The following is a 17,724-nucleotide window of genomic DNA, read 5'->3' on the forward strand; positions in this document are numbered from 1 at the left end:
AAATGGCTGAAACGTCCGTACGCAACTTCAACATCAACTTTGGGCCGCAGCACCCGGCGGCTCACGGCGTGTTGCGCCTTGTGCTGGAACTCGACGGCGAGGTCGTGGATCGTGTCGATCCGCATATCGGGCTGCTTCATCGCGGCACCGAGAAGCTGATCGAGCACAAGACCTATCTGCAAGCCGTTCCTTATTTCGACCGGCTCGATTATTGCGCGCCGATGAACCAGGAGCATGCGTTCGCGCTTGCGGTCGAGCGGTTGCTCGACATCGAAGTGCCGAAGCGCGGCCAGATCATCCGGGTTCTCTATTCGGAGATCGGCCGGGTGATGTCGCACATCCTGAATGTGACGACGCAGGCGCTCGACGTCGGTGCGCTGACGCCGCCGCTCTGGGGTTTCGAGGAGCGCGAAAAGCTGTGCGTGTTCTACGAGCGCGCCTCGGGAAGCCGCATGCATGCTGCCTATTTCCGTCCGGGCGGCGTCCATCAGGATCTGCCTGACCAGCTCGTCGAGGATATCGGCCGCTGGATCGATCCGTTCCTGAAGATGATGGACGATCTCGACGATCTCCTGACGGGCAACCGCATCTTCAAGCAGCGCAACGTCGATATCGGCGTCGTCAGCCTTGAGGACGCCTGGGCCTGGGGTTTTTCGGGCGTCATGGTGCGCGGTTCGGGCGCGGCTTGGGATCTGCGCAAGTCACAGCCCTATGAATGCTACGCCGAGATGGATTTCGACGTGCCGATCGGCAAGAACGGCGATTGCTTCGACCGTTACCTGATCCGCATGGAAGAGATGCGCCAGTCTGCGAAGATCATCCGCCAGTGCGTCGATCTTCTGCTGGGCGCCGAGAAGGTCGGTCCCGTCTCGTCGACGGACGGCAAGATCGTGCCGCCGAAGCGGCAGGCGATGAAGCGCTCGATGGAAGCGTTGATCCACCATTTCAAGCTCTACACCGAGGGCTATCGCGTCCCGGCCGGCGAGGTCTATGCCGCCGTCGAAGCGCCGAAGGGCGAGTTCGGCGTCTATCTGGTCGCCGACGGCACCAACAAGCCCTATCGCTGCAAGCTGCGTGCGCCTGGTTTCGCACATCTGCAGGCGATGGATTTCCTTTGCCGCGGCCATCTCCTGGCCGACGTCTCCGCCGTTCTCGGCTCCCTCGACATCGTGTTTGGTGAGGTCGACCGCTAAATGTCCGTACGCCGTCTCGCAGACCCGCAATTCCAGCCGCCAGCCTTCGCCTTCACAGGCGAGAATTTGGACTGGGCCGAAAAGACCATCCAGAAGTATCCGGCCGGACGCGAGCAGTCGGCCGTCATTCCGCTGCTCATGCGCGCGCAGGAGCAGGATGGCTGGGTGACGCGGGCGGCGATCGAGCACGTCGCACAGATGCTTGAAATGCCGCTGATCCGCGTCCTCGAAGTCGCGACCTTCTATACGCAGTTCCAGTTGAAGCCAGTGGGCACCAAGGCGCACATTCAGGTCTGCGGCACGACGCCGTGCATGCTGCGCGGCTCCGAAGCGCTGATGGATGTTTGCCGTTCGAAAATCCACCACGACCAGTTCCATTTGAACGAGGGCGGCACGCTGTCCTGGGAAGAGGTCGAGTGCCAGGGCGCCTGCGTGAACGCGCCGATGGTCATGATCTTCAAGGATGCCTATGAGGACCTGACGCCCGAGCGCCTGGCCGAGATCATCGACGAGTTCGACGCGGGCAGGGGCGAAGCCGTGCCGACGGGTCCGCAGATCGACCGCGTCTTTTCAGCGCCGGAGAGCGGGCTGACGTCGCTGGCCGACGAGAAGGCCGTTCTGAAGGCGAATCGCAAGGCGGAGCCGAAGAAGGCCGGCGGCGACCAGCCGGAAGTCGCGCCGTCGCAGGCCGCGAAGCCGAAGACCGCCGCGCCCGAGACCGATCCGTCGATCAAGTCGCCGTCGCCGGTCAAGGCCGATCCGGCCGCCGAGAAGGCCGCCAGCGTCGAGGCGCCGAAGGAAGACAAGGCTGCCGCCGATCTGGCCGAACCGTCCGTCGAGGGCGAGGTGACCGCGCGCGAGCATCCCGACAAAAAGGACGGGACGCCAGCCGACTATCGCGCACCGGAGGACATGGAGGGCGAGCCGATTGGCCCTGCCGGCCGCCGCCGGAAATCCGAGACGAAGGCAGAGCCGGGCAAGCCCTCGCCGGAAGGCGCGGCCGAGGTGAAGAAGCCGGCACGTGCGAAAAAGCCGAAGACCGGCGATGAAGGCGGAGACAAGTGATGCTGCAGGACAAGGACCGCATCTTCACCAATATTTACGGCCGCTTCGACAAGTCGCTGAAAGGCGCGATGGCGCGCGGGCATTGGGACGGCACTGCCGGACTGATCGCCAAGGGCCGTGACTGGATCATTCAGGAGATGAAGGATTCGGGACTGCGCGGCCGCGGCGGCGCAGGCTTCCCGACCGGCCTCAAATGGTCGTTCATGCCCAAGGCGGCATCGGACGAGCGCCCGCACTATCTCGTCGTCAACGCAGACGAATCCGAACCCGGCACCTGCAAGGACCGCGAAATCCTGCGCCACGATCCGCACACACTGGTCGAAGGCTGCCTGATCGCCGGCTTCGCCATGGGCGCGCACACGGCCTACATCTATGTGCGCGGCGAGTTCATCCGCGAGCGCGAGGCGCTACAGCGCGCGATCGACGAGGCCTATGATGCGGGCTTCCTCGGCAAGAACAACAAGAATGGCTGGGATTTCGACGTTTTCGTCCATCACGGCGCGGGCGCTTACATCTGCGGCGAGGAAACGGCGCTGCTCGAAAGCCTCGAGGGCAAGAAGGGCCAGCCGCGCCTGAAGCCGCCATTCCCGGCCAATGTCGGCCTCTATGGCTGCCCGACGACGGTGAACAACGTCGAATCGATCGCCGTTGCGCCGACGATCCTGCGCCGCGGCGCAGGCTGGTTCGCGGGCTTCGGACGGCCGAACAATGTCGGCACCAAGCTGTTCTGCGTCTCCGGCCACGTCAACACGCCGTGCACGGTCGAAGAAGAGATGTCGATCCCGTTCCGCGAGCTGATCGACCGCCATTGCGGCGGCATTCGCGGCGGCTGGGACAATCTCCTCGCGGTCATTCCGGGCGGCTCGTCCGTTCCGCTGGTGCCGGCCGAGCAGATCATCGACACGCCGATGGATTTCGATTCGCTGCGCGACCTGAAGTCCGGCCTCGGCACCGCGGCGGTCATCGTCATGGACAAGTCGACCGACATCGTGAAGGCGATCGCGCGGCTCTCCTATTTCTACAAGCACGAGAGCTGCGGCCAGTGCACGCCGTGCCGCGAGGGCACCGGCTGGATGTGGCGCGTGATGGAGCGCTTGGTGCGCGGCGAAGCGCAGAAGCGCGAGATCGACATGCTGCTCGATGTGACCAAGCAGGTGGAAGGCCACACGATCTGCGCGCTGGGCGACGCGGCCGCATGGCCGATCCAGGGCCTGATCCGGCACTTCCGCCCCGAGATCGAGCGCCGTATCGACGAGTTCACGCGCAACAGCCACCGCGCCGAGCCGGCGCTGGTTGCGGCGGAGTAGAGACGCCAAGCGATGGCCGAGAAGAACCCGTTCGACGATTTCGCCAAGCTGAGCAAGGCGTCGATGCCCGATCAGTTCGCCGGCATGGCGAATTTGATGGCGCATCCGGTCGCCGGCATGGCGGCGGCGTCCGCGATCGGCTTCGGCATGGCAAGCCACGCCTTCGGCCTGTGGATGGGCGCGATGGCGGGCGCGACGGAGGCTTCGCGGCGCATGCTGGCGGAGACGGAAGCGGAAAACGCGACGGCGCCGCAGCCGCGCCTGAAGCTGGTTTCGGTCAACGCGGCCGACGAAGTTGCGAGCCTGGCGCGGACGGTCGAGGCCGATGTCGAGAAGATCGCGCGCGATGCGTCGGTCGCATCGACGCGGGCCGCCGAAGCGCTGCTGGGTGACGTGAAGGCGGCGGCCGAGAACGCGATGCGCGCGCCGGTGCGCAAGGCCAAGCCGGCCCGGCCGGACGATCTGAAGGCGATTTCGGGCGTCGGCCCGAAGCTGGAACAGGTTTTGAACGGGTTCGGCATCTGGACTTACGGTCAGGTGGCGGCGCTCGTAGACGCCGAAATCGCATGGCTGGAAGACCAACTCGGCTTTGGCGGGCGAATTGACCGGGACGGGTGGGTGCAGCAGGCAAAGAGCCTTGCATCCGGCCCCAAGTCCGGTTCAAAGGGTGCGGGCCGCAAGCGGTCCTGAAATTTCCCGGCCCACGAGGCCGGAACTGTTGGGCGGCTGGTGCCGCCGGGGTTAGAGGCAAGATGGCGAAGCTCAAGGTAGACGGCAAAGAGATCGAGGTTCCCGATCACTACACGCTGCTTCAGGCGGCGGAGGAAGCGGGCGCGGAAGTGCCGCGCTTCTGTTTCCACGAGCGCCTGTCGATCGCCGGCAATTGCCGCATGTGCCTCGTCGAGGTGAAGGGCGGACCGCCGAAGCCCGCCGCCTCCTGCGCCATGGGCGTGCGCGACCTGCGCCCCGGCCCCAACGGCGAAGCGCCGGAAATCTTCACCAACACGCCGATGGTGCGCAAGGCGCGCGAAGGCGTGATGGAATTCCTGCTTATCAACCATCCGCTCGACTGCCCGATCTGCGACCAGGGCGGCGAATGCGATCTGCAGGATCAGGCGATGGCCTTCGGCGTCGACGCCTCGCGCTATCACGAAAACAAGCGCGCGGTCGAAGACAAGTATATCGGACCGCTGGTCAAGACGATCATGACGCGCTGCATCCACTGCACGCGCTGCGTGAGGTTCACGACGGAAGTGGCTGGAATCTCGGAGCTGGGCCTCATTGGTCGCGGCGAAGACGCCGAGATCACGACCTATCTCGAAAACGCGATGACGTCCGAATTGCAGGGCAACGTCATCGACCTTTGCCCAGTCGGCGCGCTGACCTCCAAGCCCTACGCTTTCCAGGCGCGGCCCTGGGAACTGACCAAGACGGAATCCATCGACGTGATGGACGCCGTCGGCTCGGCGATCCGCGTCGATACGCGCGGCCGCGAGGTGATGCGCATCATGCCGCGCGTCAACGAGGCGATCAACGAGGAGTGGATCTCCGACAAGACCCGCTTCATCTGGGACGGCCTCAGGACGCAGCGCCTCGACCGCCCCTATGTGCGCCGCAACGGCAAGCTGACGGCGGCAAGCTGGGGCGAAGCCTTCGGCGCGATCAAGGACGCGGTGGCGAAGACCTCCGGTGACCGGATCGGCGCGATTGCAGGTGATCTGGCGACCGTCGAGGAAATGTATGCCCTGAAGGGCCTGATGACGGCGCTCGGGTCGGCCAATATCGACTGCCGCCAGGACGGCGCGAAGATCGATCCGGCCAATGGCCGTGCGAGCTACGTCTTCAACCCGACCATCGAAGGCATCGAGGATGCCGATGCACTGCTGATCATCGGCGCCAACCCGCGCTTCGAGGCGTCGGTGCTCAACGCGCGCATCCGCAAGCGCTGGCGCATGGGCAATTTCCCGATCGGCGTCGTCGGCGACATCGGCGACCTGCGCTATGACGCAGAGCGCATCGGCGGAGGTGCGGAGACGCTGCGCGAACTCGTCGCCGGCAAGCTCGACTTCGCCAAGGTGCTTTCGAATGCCGCGCGGCCGATGATCATCGTTGGCCAAGGCGCTCTTGCCCGCGCTGACGGCGCGGCGGTGCTGGCGCTGGCAGCCGAACTCGCGACGTCCGTGGGCGCGGCGAGCGCCGAGTGGAACGGCTTCGCCGTCCTGCACAATGCGGCCTCGCGTGTTGGCGGGCTGGATGTCGGCTTCGTGCCGGGGACAAGCGGCAAGGATGTCGCCGGCATGATGGGCGCGCTCGACGTCGCCTTCCTGCTTGGCGCGGACGAGTTCGACATGGCCGGCCTCGGCTCGGCCTTCACCGTCTATATCGGCAGCCATGGCGACGCCGGTGCGCACCGCGCTGACGTGATCCTGCCGGGCGCGACCTATACGGAAAAGTCGGGCACTTTCGTCAACACGGAGGGTCGTGTTCAGATGGCCAACCGCGCCGGCTTCGCGCCGGGCGATGCGCGCGAGGACTGGGCGATCCTGCGGGCGCTTTCGGATGTGCTCGGCCACAAGCTGCCCTACGATTCGCTGCCGCAGCTTCGCGCCGCGCTTTATGCGGAGTATCCGCATTTCGCCGCCATCGACGAGATCGCGACGGCCGACGTGGCGCATGTTTCGGCGCTGAAGAGCGGCACGGGCGATTTCGACGAGGCGGCTTTCGTGTCGCCGATCAAGGACTTCTACCTGACCAACCCGATCGCGCGCGCTTCCGCCGTGATGGCCGAGTGCTCCGCGCTCGCCCGGGACGGTTTCAGGCAGGCAGCCGAATAGGGCAGGGGCAATGGACACTTTTTTCTCGACCTATGTCGGCCCCGGCCTGCTGATCCTGCTTCAGTCTGTCGTGCTGATCGTCGTTCTTCTCATCCTCGTCGCGTATTTGCTTTATGCCGACCGCAAGATCTGGGCGGCGGTGCAGCTTCGCCGCGGCCCGAACGTCGTTGGTCCGTGGGGCCTTTTGCAGGCCTTCGCCGACCTGTTGAAGTTCGTCTTCAAGGAGCCGGTCATCCCGTCCGGCGCCAACAAGGGCGTGTTCCTGCTCGCCCCGCTGGTGACGGCTGTTCTGGCGATTTCGGCCTGGGCGGTGATCCCGGTCGCCAATGGCTGGGCGATCGCTGACGTCAATGTCGGCATCCTGTTCGTCTTCGCCATCGCGTCGCTGGAAGTCTACGGCGTGCTGATGGGCGGCTGGGCCTCGAACTCGAAATATCCGTTTCTCGGCGCGCTGCGCTCGGCCGCACAGATGGTTTCCTACGAGGTCTCGATCGGCTTCGTCATCGTCACGGTCCTGCTGCTCGTCGGCTCGTTGAACCTGACGCACATCGTATTGGCGCAGCAGACCGGCCTTGGCACCATGCTCGGTCTGCCGGGCTCGTTCCTGGACTGGCACTTCATCGTGCTGTTCCCGATGTTCGTGATCTTCTTCATCTCGGCGCTGGCCGAGACGAACCGGCCGCCCTTCGATCTGGTGGAAGCCGAATCGGAACTCGTCGCCGGTCACATGATCGAATATTCGTCGACGCCGTTCCTGCTCTTCTTCCTCGGGGAATATGTCGCGATCGTTCTGATGTGCGCGCTGACCACCATCCTGTTCCTCGGTGGATGGCTGCCGCCCTTCGACTTCGCGCCGTTCACCTGGGTTCCGGGCGTCATCTGGTTCCTGATCAAGGTCTGCTTCGTCTTCTTCATGTTCGCCATGGTGAAGGCGTTCGTGCCGCGCTACCGCTACGACCAGTTGATGCGTCTTGGCTGGAAGGTCTTCCTGCCGATCTCGCTCTTCATGGTGGTCGCGACCGCGAGCTTCATCAAATTGTGGGAAGCGATGGCGGCATGAGCATCGCGCTGATCGGAGGCCTCGTGGGATTGGGAATCGCGCTCGTCGACTTCGCCTTCCTGCGGCTTCTGGCCACGCGCGTCGATCTCGCCGAGACGAAGACCGCACTCAATGTTGCCGGGTTCACCCAGTTGGTGCTGCTCCCGGTCATCGGCTACTTCGTAGCCCCGTACGTGTTCGGAGACTGAAGATGTCAGCTCTTGCCCAGGCCGCGAAATCGCTGCTCCTTTTGGAGTTCGTGAAGGCCTTTTTCCTGTCGATGCGGCAGTTCTTCGCGCCCAAGGGCACGCTGAATTACCCGTTCGAGAAGGGGCCAACCAGTGCGCGCTTTCGCGGCGAACATGCGCTGCGCCGCTATCCCAACGGCGAAGAGCGCTGCATCGCGTGCAAGCTGTGCGAGGCGATCTGCCCCGCGCAGGCCATCACCATCGAGGCCGGCCCGCGCCGCAATGACGGCACGCGCCGCACCGTGCGCTACGACATCGACATGGTGAAGTGCATCTATTGCGGCTTTTGCCAGGAAGCCTGCCCGGTCGACGCCATCGTCGAGGGACCGAATTTCGAGTTCGCCACGGAGACCCGTGAGGAGCTCTATTACGACAAGGACAAGCTGCTCGCGAATGGCGACCGGTGGGAGCGCGAACTGGCGCGCAACATCGCGATCGACTCGCCCTATCGCTGAGGCTTGGAGAGTGGACGGAAGCACACCTTCCGTCTAAGAGACACGCGGCTTCGGGCGCAGGCCGAATGCCAATGGCGGGGATGAGTCCCGGCCTTCGATGAAATCCGGGGGAACCCATGCTGACAGGACTAGAAGCGATCTTCTTCTACGTGTTCGCCTTCATAGCGGTGGGCGCGGCATTCATGGTGATTGCGTCCCGCAATCCCGTGCATTCCGTCCTTTATCTGATCCTGACCTTCTTCAACGCGGCCGGGCTGTTCCTTTTGACGGGCGCCGAGTTCCTCGCGATGATCCTGCTCATCGTTTATGTCGGCGCCGTGGCGGTCCTGTTCCTGTTCGTCGTCATGATGCTCGACGTCGACTTCGCCAGCCTGAAGCGCGGTGCGTTGCATTATGCGCCGGTGGGCGGGCTCGTCGGCATCATTCTCGCGGCGGAGCTGATCATCGTCGCCGGCGGCTACGCGTTCGCGCCTGAAATCGGTGCGCAGATCGCGCAGCCCATTCCCGACGCCGCAACGCGCCACAATACGGCTGCGCTCGGCGACATTCTCTATACGGACTACATCTACTTCTTCCAGATCGCCGGGCTGATCCTGCTCGTCGCCATGATCGGCGCGATCGTCCTGACGCTGCACCACAAGCCCGGCGTCAAGCGGCAGGACATCGCCACGCAGGTTCGACGCACGCCAGAAACCGCGATCGAGGTCAAGAAGGTCGAAACGGGCAGGGGTCTTTGATGGAAATCGGCATCGCGCATTATCTGACCGTCTCGGCGCTGCTCTTCACGCTCGGCGTCTTCGGCATCTTCCTGAACCGCAAGAACGTCATCGTCATCCTGATGTCGGTCGAGCTGATCCTGCTCGCCGTCAACATCAATTTCGTCGCGTTCTCCGCCGCGCTGGGCGACATGGTCGGCCAGGTCTTCGCGCTGTTCATCCTGACCGTCGCCGCGGCGGAAGCCGCCATCGGTCTTGCAATTCTCGTCGTCTTCTTCCGCAACCGCGGCTCGATCGCGGTCGAAGACGTCAATCTGATGAAGGGCTGAGGGGCTCATGTATCACGCCATCGTCTTTCTTCCGCTTCTCGGCTTCCTGATCGCCGGCCTCGGCGGTCGCGCGATCGGGGCCAAGGCGTCGGAATATGTGACGTCCGGTTTCCTGGTGATCGCGGCGGTCCTGTCCTGGGTCGCGTTCTTCCAGGTCGCGCTCGGCGACACGGAAGGCTTCACCGTACCGGTTCTCCGCTTCATACAGTCGGGTGCGCTCGATGCGTCCTGGGCGCTGAGGATCGACACGCTGACGGCGGTGATGCTGGTCGTCGTGAACACCGTGTCGGCGCTCGTCCACATCTATTCGATCGGCTACATGCACCACGACCCGCATCGGCCGCGCTTCTTCGCATACCTGTCGCTCTTCACCTTCGCCATGCTGATGCTGGTGACGTCTGACAATCTCATCCAGATGTTCTTCGGCTGGGAGGGCGTTGGCCTCGCGTCCTATCTGCTGATCGGTTTCTGGTACAAGAAGCCGTCGGCGAATGCGGCTGCGATCAAGGCGTTCGTGGTCAATCGCGTCGGAGATTTCGGCTTCCTGCTCGGCATTTTCGGACTGTTCGTGCTGTTCGGCTCGGTCAATTTCGACACCATCTTCGCAACTGCCGCCACGATGGCGCCGGTCGAGGGTGCGGAAGCTGGGCCGGTCGTGCTGAACTTCCTCGGCTACGGTCTCGAACAGACGACTGCCGTCACCGTCATCTGCCTGCTGCTCTTCATGGGAGCGATGGGCAAGTCGGCGCAGGTGCCGCTGCACACCTGGCTGCCGGACGCGATGGAGGGCCCGACACCCGTCTCCGCGCTGATCCATGCGGCGACCATGGTCACCGCCGGCGTCTTCATGCTGTCGCGCCTGTCGCCGGTGTTCGAGCTCAGCCACACCGCACTGCTCGTCGTCACCTTCATCGGCGCGATCACGGCCTTCTTCGCCGCGACCGTGGGCCTCGTCCAGAACGACATCAAGCGCGTGATCGCGTATTCGACCTGCTCGCAGCTCGGCTACATGTTCGTGGCGATCGGCACCGGCTTTTATGCTGCTGCGATCTTCCATCTCTTCACGCACGCCTTCTTCAAGGCGCTCCTGTTCCTCGGCTCCGGCTCGGTGATCCACGCCGTCTCGGACGAGCAGGACATGCGCCGCATGGGCGGTCTGCGCCGGCTCATCCCCCGCACCTACTGGATGATGATAATCGGCACGATCGCGCTGACGGGCGTGGGCATTCCCGCGACGATGATCGGCACCGCCGGCTTCTTCTCCAAGGACGCGATCGTCGAGGGCGCGTTTGCCGCGCACAACGCGTTCGCGGGTCCCGCCTTCGTGCTGCTCGTCATCGCCGCCGTCTTCACCAGCTTCTATTCGTGGCGCCTGATCTTCATGACCTTCCACGGCAAGCCGCGGGCGACCGCGGATGTCATGCACCATGTGCATGAATCGCCGCCGGTGATGCTGGTGCCGCTCTACATCCTCGCCGTCGGCGCGCTGTTCGCGGGCGTGCTCTTCTATGGCTTCTTCGTCGGCGACAGCTACGATGCCTTCTGGAAGGGCGCGATCTTCATGGCCGAGGAGAACCACATTCTCCACGAGTTCCACGAAGTCCCGTTCTGGGTGAAGGCGTCGCCGTTCCTCGCCATGGTCATCGGCTTCCTGACGGCTTACGAGTTCTACATCCGCTCGCCCGAAAAGCCGCGCGAACTGGCAGCGCGCCATCATGGTCTCTACCAGTTCCTCTTGAACAAGTGGTATTTCGACGAGCTCTACGACTTCCTGTTCGTACGTCCCGCCATGCGTCTCGGCCGCTTCCTGTGGAAGACCGGTGACGGCAAGGTGATCGACGGGCTCGGCCCTGACGGCATCTCCGCGCGCGTCGTCGATGTGACCAACCGCGTCGTCAAGCTGCAGACCGGCTACCTCTACCACTACGCCTTCGCCATGATGATTGGCATCGCCGCGCTCGTCACGTGGATGATGCTCGGGAGCTCCTTCTGATGACCGACTGGCCCATTCTTTCCACGGTCACTTTCCTGCCGCTGGTTGGCGCGTTCCTGATCCTCCTGATCCGGGACGAGGGGAATTCCGCGCGGCGCAACATCCGCAACGTCGCGCTCCTGACGACCGTCTTCACCTTCCTGCTCTCGATCTTCATCTGGCTCGGTTTCGACAATGCCGATCCCGGCTTCCAGATGGTCGAGAAGGTGGACTGGCTGGATTCGGGCATCTCCTATCATCTGGGCGTCGATGGCATTTCGATGCTGTTCGTCATCCTGACGACCTTCCTGATGCCGATCTGCATCCTTGCCTCGTGGAATGCGATCGAGAAGCGCATCAAGGAATACATGATCGCGTTCCTGATCCTGGAAACGCTGATGATCGGCGTCTTCTGCGCGCTCGACCTCGTGCTCTTCTACGTCTTCTTCGAAGCCGTGCTGATCCCGATGTTCATCATCATCGGCGTGTGGGGCGGCAAGCAGCGCGTCTATGCCTCGTTCAAGTTCTTCCTCTACACGCTCCTCGGCTCGGTCCTGATGATGCTCGCCATCATGGCGATGTTCTGGGAAGCCGGCACGACCGACATCCCGACGCTGATGACGCACGACTTCCCCGTCGGCATGCAGCAATGGCTGTGGCTCGCCTTCTTCGCCTCCTTTGCGGTGAAGATGCCGATGTGGCCCGTCCATACCTGGCTTCCGGACGCGCATGTCGAGGCGCCTACGGCCGGTTCGGTGATCCTGGCAGCCGTCCTCCTGAAGATGGGCGGCTACGGCTTCCTGCGCTTCTCGCTGCCGATGTTCACGGATGCGTCGATCTACTTCCAGCCGCTGATCTTCTGGCTGTCGGCGATCGCGATCGTCTACACCTCGCTCGTCGCTCTGATGCAGGAGGACATCAAGAAGCTGATCGCCTATTCGTCGGTCGCCCATATGGGTTACGTGACCATGGGCATCTTCGCGATGAACCCGGAAGGCATCCAGGGCGGCATCTTCCAGATGCTCAGCCACGGCCTCGTCTCGGGCGCGCTGTTCCTGTGCGTCGGCGTCGTCTACGACCGGATGCACACCCGCGAGATTTCCGCCTATGGCGGCCTCGTCAACAACATGCCGAAATATGCGGTGGTGTTCCTGATCCTGACGATGGCGAATGTCGGCCTGCCGGGAACGTCCGGTTTCGTCGGTGAGTTCCTGACGCTGCTCGGCGTGTTCCAGGTCAATACGCTCGTTGCACTCGTGGCGACGCTCGGCGTGATCCTGTCGGCCGCCTATGCGCTGTGGCTCTATCGCCGCGTCATCTACGGTGCGCTGACCAAGGAGAGCCTCAAGGGGCTGCTCGACCTGTCGGGGCGCGAGAAGGCGATCATCTATCCGCTCGTCGCGCTCGTCATCCTCTTCGGCGTCTATCCGGCCCCGATCTTCGACGTGACCGCCGCCTCGGTGGAGGCGCTCGTCAACAATGTGAACCTGTCGATCGAAGCGGCGGAAGCTGCCGCGGCCGACGGCCTTCAGACCGCAGCGCAGCAGTAAGGCGCGGAAAAGACCATGACCCTAGACCTGTCCCAGAGCCTCGCCCTCGTCACGCCGGAGATCATCATGGCGGTCGGCGCCATGGTTCTCCTGATGATCGGCGTCTTTTCGGGGCCGCGCGCAAACATGACGGTGACGGGGCTTGCCGTCGCGGTGCTGATCGGCGTCGGCGCGTGGATGCTGCTCTTCTCGGACTATGGCGAGGGCTTCGCGGGCGCGTTCGTCGCCGACCCGTTCTCCCGGTTCATGAAGGTGCTGACCGTCATCGGTGCGGTCGTGACGCTGGTCATGTCGGTCGGCTTCGCCAAGGCGGAGAAGTTCGACAAGTTCGAATATCCGGTCCTGATCATGCTGGCGACGCTCGGCATGATGGTCATGGTGTCGGCCAACGACATGCTGACGCTCTATATGGGCCTCGAACTGCAGTCGCTCGCGCTCTACGTCGTTGCTGCCTTCAATCGCGACAATGTTCGCTCGACGGAAGCCGGCCTGAAATACTTCGTCCTCGGCGCGCTGTCCTCGGGCATGCTGCTCTATGGCATCTCGCTCGTCTACGGCTATACGGGCAATACCGGCTTCACCGAGATCGCGGCCGCGCTGTCCGGTGGCGAACGCTCGCTCGGTCTCGTCTTCGGTCTCGTTTTCGTTCTGGCAGGCCTTGCCTTCAAGATTTCGGCCGTCCCGTTCCACATGTGGACGCCGGACGTCTATGAAGGCGCGCCGACGCCGGTGACGGCCTTCTTCGCCGCCGCGCCCAAGATCGCCGCCATGGCGCTTCTGGTGCGCGTCACGGTCGGTGCATTCCAGCCGGTCGCGCCGGACTGGCAGCAGATCATCGTCTTCATCTCGATCGCCTCGATGGCGCTCGGCGCCTTCGCCGCGATCGGCCAGCGCAACATCAAGCGCCTGATGGCCTATTCGTCGATCGCCCATATGGGCTTCGCGCTGGTCGGCCTTGCCGCCAATAGCCAGGCGGGTGTGCGCGGCGTCGCGATCTACATGCTGATCTACCTCGCCATGACGCTCGGCACCTTCGCCTTCATCCTCGCCATGCGCCGCAAGGATGGGCACGTCGAACAGATCGACGAACTGGCGGGCCTGTCCTCGACCAATCCCGTCATGGCGACGCTGCTGACGATCCTGATGTTCTCGCTCGCCGGCATCCCGCCGCTCGCAGGCTTCTGGGGCAAGTGGTACGTCTTCCTCGCCGCGATCGAAGCGCAGCTCTATCCGCTGGCGATCATCGGCGTCATCGCCTCCGTCGTCGGCGCCTACTACTATCTGCGTATCATCAAGCTGATGTGGTTCGACGAGCCGGCGGGTGGTTTCGTGCCGATGGCGGGCGAACTGCGCCTCGTCCTCGGCGCGTCCGGCGCGTTCGTCCTGTTCTACGTGCTGATCGGTGGCCCGATCGGCACCATGGCCGAGGCCGCCGCGCGCAGCTTCTTCTGACGGCATGGCATTCGCGCTTGCACCTTCGGCGCTCGCTGCCGGCTACGGCCTGGAAGTCTTCGACACGGTCGGTTCGACCAATGCGGAAGCGCTCGACCGGGCAAGGGCCGGTGGGCAGGGACGCACATGGTTCGTCTCCGACCATCAGGTGGCAGGTCGCGGGCGGCGTGGCCGTCCCTGGCAGACGCAGCGCGGCAATCTCGCCGCTTCGCTTCTCCTGACGCCGGACGTACCGCTCGGACAGGCGGCAGCGCTCGGCTTCGTCGCCGGGCTCGCGCTTTCGGATGCGCTGGAGGCGGTGGTGCCGCAGGCGCGGATCGGCATCGGCGTCGATGGCGGCTCGACTGCGGGCAGGGGGCGCTTCGAGCTCAAGTGGCCGAACGACGTTCTCGCACATGGCGCGAAGCTTTCGGGTATCCTGCTCGAATCGGCCATGCTGGACCCGGCGCGCTATGCGCTGGTGATCGGCATCGGCGTCAATGTCGTGACGTACCCCCAGGACGTGCCTTATCCGGCGACGTCGCTGAATGAGATGGGCGCGGGAATAAACGCGCAGGACCTGTTTCTGGCGCTGTCCGACGCGTGGATCGACAATGAGCGTTTGTGGCGCGAGGGTCGCGGCCTTGGCGCCATCAGGGAAAAATGGCTCGCCAAGGCGGCGGGTCTCGGATCGGAGGTGGCGGTGCGCGCGGAAGGACGCGTGGTACGCGGCCGCTTCGAGACGATCGATGAGGAATGCCGGTTCGTCATCCGGGAGAATGACGGAAACACAATCAGGATCGCGGCCGGCGACGTTCATTTCGGCGCCGTCGCTTCCGCAAGTCTAGACGAGAAAGCAGGAGATTAATGGCAGACGACAAGAACGAACTCGTCTTTTGCCCGCTTGGCGGGGTCGGTGAAATCGGGATGAACTTCGCGCTCTACGGCTTCGGGCCGGCGGCCAAGCGCGAATGGCTGGTGGTGGATGTCGGCGTGACGTTCCCCGACCCGACGCTGCCCGGCGTCGATTTGGTGCTGCCCGACACGCGCTTCATCGAAAGCCAGATCGACCGGTTGCGCGGCATCGTCATCACGCACGCGCATGAGGATCACTACGGCGCGCTGCTCGACACCTGGCCGAAGCTGAAAGCGCCCGTCTGGATGACGCCGTTCTCAGCGGCGATGCTCGAGGCCAAGCGCATTTCGGACAATGTCCGCGTCAAGCCGCCGGTCAACATCTACAAGGCGGGCGAGCGCTTCAAGATCGGCCCGTTCGAGATCGAGGCCGTCGCCGTGACGCACTCGATCCCCGAGCCGGTTTCGCTGGCGATCCGCACGCCGGTCGGCACGGTCGTCCACACCGGCGACTGGAAGCTCGATCCGGCCCCCAACCTGCCGCCGATGACCGACGAGAACCGTTTTCGCCAGATCGGCGAAGAGGGTGTGACGGCGCTGATCTGCGATTCGACCAATGCCATGCGTGAGGGCGATTCGCCGTCCGAGCAGGCAGTCAGCGAAGGCATTCGCGGCGTCATCGAGAAGTCTGTCGGTCGCGTCGCGATCACGACCTTCTCGTCCAATGTCGGCCGCATCGTCTCGATCGCGGAGGCCGCGCGCGACACCGGCCGCCAAGTTCTCGTGCTCGGACGATCGTTGAAGCGCGTCATCGACGTCGCCGGCGAGCTCGGCTATCTCGACGGCCTGCCGCCCTTCCTTCAGGAAGAGGATTACGGCTACATTCCGCGCGAGAACGTCGTCGTGCTGTGCACCGGCAGCCAGGGCGAGCCGCGCGCCGCTCTCGCCAAGCTTGCGCGTGACGAGATGAAGCATGTCGCGCTGACCGCCGGCGACACGGTGGTCTTTTCCTCGCGCGTCATTCCTGGCAATGAAAAGGCGATTCTCGAGATCAAGAACCAGCTCATCGAGCAGGGTATCAAGATCGTCGAAGACGGCGACGCGCTGGTCCACGTGTCGGGCCATCCGCGTCGCAGTGAACTGCTCAAGATGTATTCCTGGGTCAAGCCGCGCATCCTCGTGCCGGTGCATGGCGAAGCCGCGCATCTGGTCGCGCAAGGCTCGCTCGGAGCGAGCGCCGGCATCCCCGAGGTCGCCCAGGTGCGCAATGGCGACATGATCCGCCTTGCGCCGGGCGCCGCCGAAATCGTCGGGACGGTGCCCTTCGGCCGCCTGATGAAGGATGGCCGCATCATCGGCACCGAGCAGGAAGTCGGCGTGCGCGACCGGCGCAAGCTGGCCTTCGCCGGTCATGTCGTCCTCAACGTCGTCCTCGACGATCGCTACGAGATGGCGGGCGAGCCGGACATCGTCGCCATCGGCGTCGCCGAGACGGATGCCAAGGGCGAAGCGCTCGAGGACATCATGCTGGACGCGGCGATCGGTGCGGTGGAAAGCATTCCACGCCAGCGCCGCAAGGATCTCGACATGGTGTCCGAGGCGGCGCGCCGCGCTGTGCGTTCGGCCGCGAATGACGCCTGGGGCAAGAAGCCGATCGTGACGGTGTTCGTCACGCGCTAAAGCGCGCGGTGAATGGTGAATGGAAGCCGGCGGCGCGCTTGACACCGCTATAGATCCCTTCCAGTTCACCATTCACCATTCACCATTCACCAAGGGGAGAGCCGATGCTTGGACGCCTCAACCACGTAGCCCTCGCCGTGCCGGACCTTGCCGCCGCGACCGCGCTTTACCGCGATACGCTGGGGGGGCGGGTGTCCGAGCCGCAGGCGCTGCCGGAGCATGGGGTGACGGTGGTCTTCGTCGATGTCGGCAATACCAAGATCGAGCTTCTGGAACCATTGGGCGAAGGGTCGAGCATCCAGACCTTCATCGAGAAGAACCCGTCGGGCGGCATGCATCATGTCTGCTATGAGGTAGACGACATTCGGGCGGCACGCGACCGCATGAAGGCTTTCGGCGCGCGTGTGCTGGGCGACGGCGAGCCGAAGATCGGCGCCCACGGCAAGCCGGTGATCTTCCTGCACCCGAAGGATTTCATGGGAACGCTGGTCGAGCTCGAACAGGTCTGACGGCGCGCGACCAAGCGACACGTTTGCCCAAGGGTGCAGTTCGGCTAGGGGAGGCGGCACCGATGATCGCGGCCGTTGCCGGCGATCCGCATGAGGACGACCTATGACCTGGATTTCCGCTTTCGCGGTCTATTTCATCATCTGGTGGACGGTGCTGTTCGCGATGCTGCCCTTTGGCCTGCGCACGCAGGACGAAGACGGGGACGTCACCTTGGGCACCACGGCGAGTGCGCCGGCGGGATCTCACATGCTGAAGGCCGTCATCCGCACCACCATCGTCTCTGCGCTGATCTATGGCGCGTTCTACCTGGCGACGTCCGTATTCGGATGGAGCTTCGACGACATTCCCAGAATCGGGCCCGGCGCCTGACGACGTGACAAGTATCGATTAATTTCGATGCCCAAAAAAAATGCAAGGCACGAGGCCTTGCAAATTTGAACGCGTCCGATCCATTCCAGTTACAGGCGGCAGCGGGTTAATCGCGCCAGGATCGCATCCTCCCAAGACTTTGACCGCGTCGGAAAGCGAAATAAAATGCTC

General features: G+C 64.0%; 17 protein-coding genes. All 17 read left to right on the forward strand.

Features of this window, described 5'->3' with window-relative positions; genetic code table 11:
• Nucleotides 1-2 precede the first annotated feature (2 nt).
• The 17 genes from ACT6QU_RS04255 to ACT6QU_RS04335 all read left to right on the forward strand — a co-directional run bounded on the left by ACT6QU_RS04255 (nt 3) and on the right by ACT6QU_RS04335 (nt 17,553).
• Nucleotides 3-1,193, forward strand: a complete 1,191-nt coding sequence (locus tag ACT6QU_RS04255; RefSeq protein WP_024585841.1) for an NADH-quinone oxidoreductase subunit D — start codon at nt 3-5, stop codon at nt 1,191-1,193.
• On the forward strand, nt 1,194-2,258 hold the full coding sequence (nuoE, locus tag ACT6QU_RS04260) for an NADH-quinone oxidoreductase subunit NuoE (RefSeq protein ID WP_444562813.1): 1,065 nt from the start codon (nt 1,194-1,196) through the stop codon (nt 2,256-2,258).
• Nucleotides 2,258-3,565 carry an NADH-quinone oxidoreductase subunit NuoF gene (nuoF, locus tag ACT6QU_RS04265; protein WP_024585839.1) on the forward strand — a complete coding sequence of 436 codons (1,308 nt, stop codon included), beginning with the start codon at nt 2,258-2,260 and terminating at the stop codon, nt 3,563-3,565. Before nuoE ends, nuoF begins: the two co-directional genes overlap by 1 nt.
• Before the next feature lie 12 nt (nt 3,566-3,577).
• Entirely contained in the window at nt 3,578-4,255 is a 678-nt protein-coding gene (locus ACT6QU_RS04270; protein WP_444562814.1) for an NADH-ubiquinone dehydrogenase, read from the forward strand.
• Nucleotides 4,256-4,317: 62 nt separating this feature from the next.
• Nucleotides 4,318-6,399 carry an NADH-quinone oxidoreductase subunit NuoG gene (gene nuoG, locus ACT6QU_RS04275; protein WP_444562815.1) on the forward strand — a complete coding sequence of 694 codons (2,082 nt, stop codon included), beginning with the start codon at nt 4,318-4,320 and terminating at the stop codon, nt 6,397-6,399.
• Between the two features lie 10 nt (nt 6,400-6,409).
• Nucleotides 6,410-7,459 (forward strand): NADH-quinone oxidoreductase subunit NuoH, encoded by a 1,050-nt coding sequence (nuoH, locus tag ACT6QU_RS04280; RefSeq protein ID WP_024585836.1) that lies wholly within the window; start codon nt 6,410-6,412, stop codon nt 7,457-7,459.
• Nucleotides 7,456-7,647, forward strand: a complete 192-nt coding sequence (locus ACT6QU_RS04285) for a hypothetical protein (protein ID WP_024585835.1) — start codon at nt 7,456-7,458, stop codon at nt 7,645-7,647. Before nuoH ends, ACT6QU_RS04285 begins: the two co-directional genes overlap by 4 nt.
• A gap of 2 nt (nt 7,648-7,649) precedes the next feature.
• Entirely contained in the window at nt 7,650-8,141 is a 492-nt protein-coding gene (gene nuoI / locus ACT6QU_RS04290) for an NADH-quinone oxidoreductase subunit NuoI (protein WP_024585834.1), read from the forward strand.
• Nucleotides 8,142-8,257: 116 nt separating this feature from the next.
• Nucleotides 8,258-8,878: an NADH-quinone oxidoreductase subunit J gene (locus tag ACT6QU_RS04295; RefSeq protein ID WP_024585833.1), complete on the forward strand. Its 621-nt coding sequence runs from the start codon at nt 8,258-8,260 to the stop codon at nt 8,876-8,878.
• Entirely contained in the window at nt 8,878-9,186 is a 309-nt protein-coding gene (gene nuoK / locus ACT6QU_RS04300; protein ID WP_024585832.1) for an NADH-quinone oxidoreductase subunit NuoK, read from the forward strand. The genes ACT6QU_RS04295 and nuoK overlap by 1 nt, the downstream gene beginning before the upstream one ends.
• 7 nt (nt 9,187-9,193) lie before the next feature.
• A complete protein-coding gene (gene nuoL / locus ACT6QU_RS04305) occupies nt 9,194-11,179 on the forward strand; it encodes an NADH-quinone oxidoreductase subunit L (protein ID WP_444562816.1) in 1,986 nt (661 codons plus the stop codon).
• The gene (locus tag ACT6QU_RS04310; RefSeq protein WP_444562817.1) at nt 11,179-12,708 is read left to right on the forward strand and encodes an NADH-quinone oxidoreductase subunit M; all 1,530 of its coding nucleotides are present in this window, start codon (nt 11,179-11,181) and stop codon (nt 12,706-12,708) included. Before nuoL ends, ACT6QU_RS04310 begins: the two co-directional genes overlap by 1 nt.
• 15 nt (nt 12,709-12,723) lie before the next feature.
• Complete coding sequence (nuoN, locus tag ACT6QU_RS04315) at nt 12,724-14,160, forward strand: NADH-quinone oxidoreductase subunit NuoN (RefSeq protein WP_444562818.1); 1,437 nt, start codon at nt 12,724-12,726, stop codon at nt 14,158-14,160.
• A 4-nt stretch (nt 14,161-14,164) separates the two neighbouring features.
• The gene (locus ACT6QU_RS04320) at nt 14,165-15,007 is read left to right on the forward strand and encodes a biotin--[acetyl-CoA-carboxylase] ligase (protein WP_444562819.1); all 843 of its coding nucleotides are present in this window, start codon (nt 14,165-14,167) and stop codon (nt 15,005-15,007) included.
• Nucleotides 15,007-16,674, forward strand: a complete 1,668-nt coding sequence (locus tag ACT6QU_RS04325) for a ribonuclease J (protein ID WP_444562820.1) — start codon at nt 15,007-15,009, stop codon at nt 16,672-16,674. The genes ACT6QU_RS04320 and ACT6QU_RS04325 overlap by 1 nt, the downstream gene beginning before the upstream one ends.
• Before the next feature lie 104 nt (nt 16,675-16,778).
• Complete coding sequence (gene mce / locus ACT6QU_RS04330; RefSeq protein WP_444562821.1) at nt 16,779-17,183, forward strand: methylmalonyl-CoA epimerase; 405 nt, start codon at nt 16,779-16,781, stop codon at nt 17,181-17,183.
• A 103-nt stretch (nt 17,184-17,286) separates the two neighbouring features.
• Nucleotides 17,287-17,553: a DUF1467 family protein gene (locus ACT6QU_RS04335; protein ID WP_024585825.1), complete on the forward strand. Its 267-nt coding sequence runs from the start codon at nt 17,287-17,289 to the stop codon at nt 17,551-17,553.
• Nucleotides 17,554-17,724 lie beyond the last annotated feature (171 nt).

The organism is Aliihoeflea sp., assembly GCF_052435475.1.
In the GTDB taxonomy this organism is placed as follows: Bacteria; Pseudomonadota; Alphaproteobacteria; order Rhizobiales; family Rhizobiaceae; genus Aliihoeflea.

Coding starts and splice junctions, on each gene's coding strand:
- nuoK (WP_024585832.1), top strand. CDS start 8,878: ATGGAAATCGGCATCGCGCATTATCTGACCGTCTCGGCGCTGCTCTTC.
- ACT6QU_RS04320 (WP_444562819.1), top strand. CDS start 14,165: ATGGCATTCGCGCTTGCACCTTCGGCGCTCGCTGCCGGCTACGGCCTG.
- ACT6QU_RS04325 (WP_444562820.1), top strand. CDS start 15,007: ATGGCAGACGACAAGAACGAACTCGTCTTTTGCCCGCTTGGCGGGGTC.
- ACT6QU_RS04285 (WP_024585835.1), top strand. CDS start 7,456: ATGAGCATCGCGCTGATCGGAGGCCTCGTGGGATTGGGAATCGCGCTC.
- nuoG (WP_444562815.1), top strand. CDS start 4,318: ATGGCGAAGCTCAAGGTAGACGGCAAAGAGATCGAGGTTCCCGATCAC.
- nuoI (WP_024585834.1), top strand. CDS start 7,650: ATGTCAGCTCTTGCCCAGGCCGCGAAATCGCTGCTCCTTTTGGAGTTC.
- nuoH (WP_024585836.1), top strand. CDS start 6,410: ATGGACACTTTTTTCTCGACCTATGTCGGCCCCGGCCTGCTGATCCTG.
- nuoN (WP_444562818.1), top strand. CDS start 12,724: ATGACCCTAGACCTGTCCCAGAGCCTCGCCCTCGTCACGCCGGAGATC.
- nuoF (WP_024585839.1), top strand. CDS start 2,258: ATGCTGCAGGACAAGGACCGCATCTTCACCAATATTTACGGCCGCTTC.
- nuoL (WP_444562816.1), top strand. CDS start 9,194: ATGTATCACGCCATCGTCTTTCTTCCGCTTCTCGGCTTCCTGATCGCC.
- ACT6QU_RS04270 (WP_444562814.1), top strand. CDS start 3,578: ATGGCCGAGAAGAACCCGTTCGACGATTTCGCCAAGCTGAGCAAGGCG.
- ACT6QU_RS04335 (WP_024585825.1), top strand. CDS start 17,287: ATGACCTGGATTTCCGCTTTCGCGGTCTATTTCATCATCTGGTGGACG.
- ACT6QU_RS04295 (WP_024585833.1), top strand. CDS start 8,258: ATGCTGACAGGACTAGAAGCGATCTTCTTCTACGTGTTCGCCTTCATA.
- nuoE (WP_444562813.1), top strand. CDS start 1,194: ATGTCCGTACGCCGTCTCGCAGACCCGCAATTCCAGCCGCCAGCCTTC.
- ACT6QU_RS04255 (WP_024585841.1), top strand. CDS start 3: ATGGCTGAAACGTCCGTACGCAACTTCAACATCAACTTTGGGCCGCAG.
- ACT6QU_RS04310 (WP_444562817.1), top strand. CDS start 11,179: ATGACCGACTGGCCCATTCTTTCCACGGTCACTTTCCTGCCGCTGGTT.
- mce (WP_444562821.1), top strand. CDS start 16,779: ATGCTTGGACGCCTCAACCACGTAGCCCTCGCCGTGCCGGACCTTGCC.